Source organism: Hyphomonas sp. UBA3601 (genome assembly GCF_002375605.1).
In the GTDB taxonomy this organism is placed as follows: Bacteria; Pseudomonadota; Alphaproteobacteria; order Caulobacterales; family Hyphomonadaceae; genus Hyphomonas.
On record NZ_DFME01000112.1, the window covers coordinates 1 to 4,051 of the forward strand.

Here is a 4,051-nt window from a genome sequence, read left to right on the forward strand (position 1 = left end):
ACACGGATCGGGGGTGAGAATGATCAATTCGCTGTAGGCCGCTTCACGGAAAGGGCGTGACGGTTCAAAACCGAATCCGGATTGGAGCGGCCTCCGTCCCGATAGATCATCCGACAACAGATTGACCACAACCCGCCCGCTTCGTGTGATGCCCCAGAGCATCTGAGAGCCGGGGCGGCCATTGGCGCGGAACCACGCCCTCAGGCGCTGGATGCGCCAGAAGATCAGGGGCCAGATGAGCAAAAGAGGCCAAGGCAGGCCCGGCAAGGGCTGGAAGAGGGAAAAGGCTGGCATCGCCTCACCAGCATATTTGCGCAGTGTCTCCGACGAATTCGAAAGGCATGAACCTGCGTGGACTGGAGGCTAGTCTGCTACCTGCAAGTCGACATCCCGTGGAGAGAAAACCCGCGTTTGCTGGACAAATTGCTCAACTTCATCCTGAAATTCTGTGTACCGGGATTGGGTTATTGCAACATCTTCTTCATAGCTGTCGGGATGGAATGAGACGACATAGGCCCGCCCGAAATGTGACACAGGAAGTTCGGTATTGGGTACGCCACGCTCATATGTATCCGGCAGCCACAGGGTCCTGTCCTTGTCCTGATACCGATACTGTAGCCCGATCCGGTATGTGAACTTGTAGCCAGGATAGTAGCCAAGGTTCAAAAACACTTCTTCAATCTCGCCGGGTGCGAGCGTGAAGAAATCCACCTGTTTCAAGGTGCGGTCATAAGGGTCCAGATGCGGGGCCAATTGCAGGCCGGTTACGGGGCGCAGCATGCCTTTGAACTCGCGCTGTTCACCACCTGCACCGCGCTGGGCTTCGAACAGCGCAAGCATTTGCGGTGCGAAAGGTTCAGCAGACAGAACGTCGATCAGCAGGTAGGGCGCAAACTGCACTGTGTGTTTCTCGGCGTCCGACCGAACCGAGAATGAGAGGAAAGGCGTGGAGGAAATCGCCGGAAGGGTTTGGCGGACATCCTCGATGGGTCGCTCATCACTCACACCTTCGTATATGAAGCTGTCTATCTCATCATATACCCGGCTGATCGTGATAGGTTCAGAGAACTGGCGCCGGGCCGTATCAATCGTGTTCCAGACAAAGATTGCGACGCCGAAGATTGAAGCCAGCGAGCCCCAAAAAGCGATCTTGTTCCACAGGCTGAGTCTGCGGTAGCGAGTGATGATGTGCACCGATTACGTCCCCACGGTCATTTTGGCTTGGCATGAAGCCTACCCATGCTGACCGGGACATCAAGAGCGCCAAGCGAACTTCGCGACTTCAATTTGGGCAGGGAGTTCAGTCGCGCGCCTGAATTTCGGCGCAGGCCTTGGCCAGTGCTTCCGGATAGAGCTGGTGCTCAACTGGCAGGAGGCGTGCGGCGAGGCTGTCGGCTGTGTCGCCCGGCAGGATGGGCAGGCTCGCCTGCTGGATGATTTCGCCATCATCGACACCGGGACTGACCCAGTGGACAGTGCAGCCGGCTTCGGTATCGCCTGCATCAAGGGCGCGCTGATGGGTGTCGAGGCCTTTGTACTTTGGCAGCAGCGAGGGGTGGATGTTGACCATCCGGCCCTGCCATTTGTTGACGAACCAGGGTGTCAGGACGCGCATGAACCCGGCCAGTGCAATGATCTCGACGCCTGTCTCTGTGAGCTGTTCGTGCATCGCGCGCTCAAAGGCTTCGCGGTCCTTGCCATAGGTCTTGTGATCTATGGCGGCGGTCGCAATGCCGGCGGCGGTAGCCGTTTCCAGCCCCTTCGCGTCCGGCCGGTTGGACAGGACGAGGACGGGTTTGGCCGGATAGGCCGGGTCCCGCGCCGCCTCCAGGATGGCTTCCATATTGGAGCCGCGCCCGGAAATCAGGATGGCCAGTTTCAGGCGGGTCATGCGGGGGCGAGGTCTCCGAGCGCGACCGGGTGTTCCCCCATCAGGCTCAGCTGGTTCATGACGATTTCAACCATGTCCGGCTCGACGGAGAAGACCATGCCGATGCCCATATTGAAGGTGCGATGCATCTCATCCAGCTCGACGCCGCCGGCTTCCTGCAGCCATTGGAAGACCGGGCCGGGCGTCCAGCTGTTGCGGTCAATGCGGGGGACAAGATGGTCCGGGCACATGCGCGGCGTGTTTTCCGTCAGGCCGCCGCCGGTGATGTGGGCAAGGCCATTGATCAGGCTGCCCTTGATGAGCGGCAGGGCGGCTGCGGAATAAAGCCGGGTCGGGGTCAGCAGGGCTTCGCCGAGCGTGCCGTCGGAGAAAGGCGAGGCGGCCTCGTAGGAGAGGCCTTCACGCTCGACGATGCGGCGGATCAGGGAATAGCCATTTGAATGCGGGCCGGACGAGGCGATGCCGATCAGCACGTCGCCTGCGGCCATGTCGCCCATGCGCGGAAGGACCTTGGCGCGGTCGACGGCGCCGACAACGAAGCCGGCAAGGTCATAATGGCCGGGCGGGTACATGCCGGGCATTTCAGCCGTTTCGCCGCCGACAAGGGCGCATCCGGACTGGCGGCAGCCTTCGGCGATGCCCGCGACGACCGCTTCGGCGATGCCGGCTTCGAGCTTGCCAGTTGCGAAATAATCCAGAAAAAACAGCGGCTCGGCCCCTTGGGCGAGCACGTCATTGGCGCACATGGCGACGAGGTCGATGCCGACCGTGTTGTGGATGCCGGTTTCGAAAGCCAGCATCAGCTTGGTGCCGACGCCGTCTGTGCCAGAAACCAGGACAGGATCCTCATAGCCGGAGGCTTTCAGGTCGAACAGCGCGCCGAAGCCGCCGAGCCCGCCCATGACGCCTGCGCGTGCGGTTGCCTTTGCCAGCGGGCCAATGGCCTCAACCAGCCTTTCTCCTGCCTCAATGTCGACACCGGCATCACGGTAGGAAAGGGGAGTTTTGGATGTATCGCTCATGATGACTCGCGCGTTAGCATGGGGAAAACGTCTCTGCCAGTGCCGCTTGCGGTTCCAGCCCCAGCTCTGGCTTGCTACAAGAGGTCTAAACGGAGGCCGTTGACCATGATTCGTATCCTTATTGCGTCCCTTTTCGCCCTGGTTGCCCTCGGGTTGGGCGCCTCCGCTGATACGCGGGATGTCTACACGGTTTCAGATATCGAAGTGGACGAATCTGCCGGCACGCTGATCGAGGCGCGTGAGCGTGCCATGGCTGCAGCCCGGATCAAGGGGGCCCGGGTGCTGATCGACCGGATCACATTGGCCGATGACCGTGTGTCTGCCGGGGGCATCCCAATCGATGCCGCACTCGCGAACCGCTTGTCAGCGGCCGTGGATGTGCAGGAAGAGACGGCCGGGAACGGTCGCTACAAGGGCACGCTGGCGATGGTCTATAATCCGCGCATGGTGCGGGCGCATCTGGAATCGCTCTCGGTGCCTTATGTTGACACGCAAGGCCCCAAAGGCCTGTTGATCCCGTTGGCGTCATCGGCCGGACTGGAGGCTGCCTGGCGCGAAGCGCTCGGAACAGGCCGCGATGAGACGCTGTCGCCCTATGTGACCTCGAACAGCCCCGGTTACAGCGCCTTCAGCAGCTGGATGGAACTGTCACCGGAGGCGTCTGCCATGGGCGCGCGCCGAGGTATTCTGGCGGACCTGTCTGGCCGCGATGGCGCATGGCGCGTCACGGTGTCGACCGTGACGGCGGCGGGCACTGAACCTGTGGGCACGACGCCTTTCGCCCAAACGCTGGACGGCGCAGTCGATGCGATGCTCGGACTGCTCGATGAAAACTGGAAGCGTACCTCGGTGATCCGCAGCGGCGAGCGGACCCCGGCCACGGCGAGTGTGCGCTACACATCTCTGATCGAGTGGAACACGTTGCGCGGTGCGCTGGCCCGGTCGCCTCTGATCTCGGAATTCCGCATTGACGCGATTGCGCGTGACGGGGCAATGGTTGCCTTTTCCTATGCGGGCGATCCACCGCGCCTGCAGAACGATCTGCTACAGCGCGGGGTCTCCCTGTCCGAGAATGATTATGGCTGGATTGTCCGGTCCGCGGTGTCGTCGTCGGGGGAACCGTGAACCCGGCGAACCG

General features: G+C 61.5%; 5 protein-coding genes. 1 reads left to right on the plus strand and 4 read right to left on the minus strand.

What is annotated here, in order from left to right; genetic code table 11:
* From B4F73_RS11555 to purM, 4 genes are all read right to left on the minus strand, one after another.
* The coding region (locus tag B4F73_RS11555; protein ID WP_290483314.1) for a hypothetical protein at nucleotides 1–294 on the minus strand (294 nt) is incomplete at its 3' end.
* A 69-nt stretch (nucleotides 295–363) separates the two neighbouring features.
* Nucleotides 364–1,194, minus strand: coding sequence for a hypothetical protein (locus tag B4F73_RS11560; protein ID WP_290483315.1), 831 nt, complete (start codon nucleotides 1,192–1,194; stop codon nucleotides 364–366).
* Between the two features lie 106 nt (nucleotides 1,195–1,300).
* Nucleotides 1,301–1,891 (minus strand): phosphoribosylglycinamide formyltransferase, encoded by a 591-nt coding sequence (gene purN, locus B4F73_RS11565; protein ID WP_290483316.1) that lies wholly within the window; start codon nucleotides 1,889–1,891, stop codon nucleotides 1,301–1,303.
* The gene (gene purM / locus B4F73_RS11570; RefSeq protein ID WP_290483317.1) at nucleotides 1,888–2,913 is read right to left on the minus strand and encodes a phosphoribosylformylglycinamidine cyclo-ligase; all 1,026 of its coding nucleotides are present in this window, start codon (nucleotides 2,911–2,913) and stop codon (nucleotides 1,888–1,890) included. Before purM ends, purN begins: the two co-directional genes overlap by 4 nt.
* A 105-nt stretch (nucleotides 2,914–3,018) precedes the next feature.
* On the opposite strand from purM, the gene B4F73_RS11575 reads away from it, so the two are divergent.
* The gene (locus B4F73_RS11575; protein ID WP_290479117.1) at nucleotides 3,019–4,038 is read left to right on the plus strand and encodes a hypothetical protein; all 1,020 of its coding nucleotides are present in this window, start codon (nucleotides 3,019–3,021) and stop codon (nucleotides 4,036–4,038) included.
* The last annotated feature ends 13 nt before the right edge of the window (nucleotides 4,039–4,051 follow it).

What these genes read in the sequence shown, in the direction of transcription:
- B4F73_RS11575 (WP_290479117.1), top strand. Translation starts at nt 3,019, where the DNA reads ATGATTCGTATCCTTATTGCGTCCCTTTTCGCCCTGGTTGCCCTCGGG.
- purM (WP_290483317.1), bottom strand. Translation starts at nt 2,913, where the DNA reads ATGAGCGATACATCCAAAACTCCCCTTTCCTACCGTGATGCCGGTGTC.
- purN (WP_290483316.1), bottom strand. Translation starts at nt 1,891, where the DNA reads ATGACCCGCCTGAAACTGGCCATCCTGATTTCCGGGCGCGGCTCCAAT.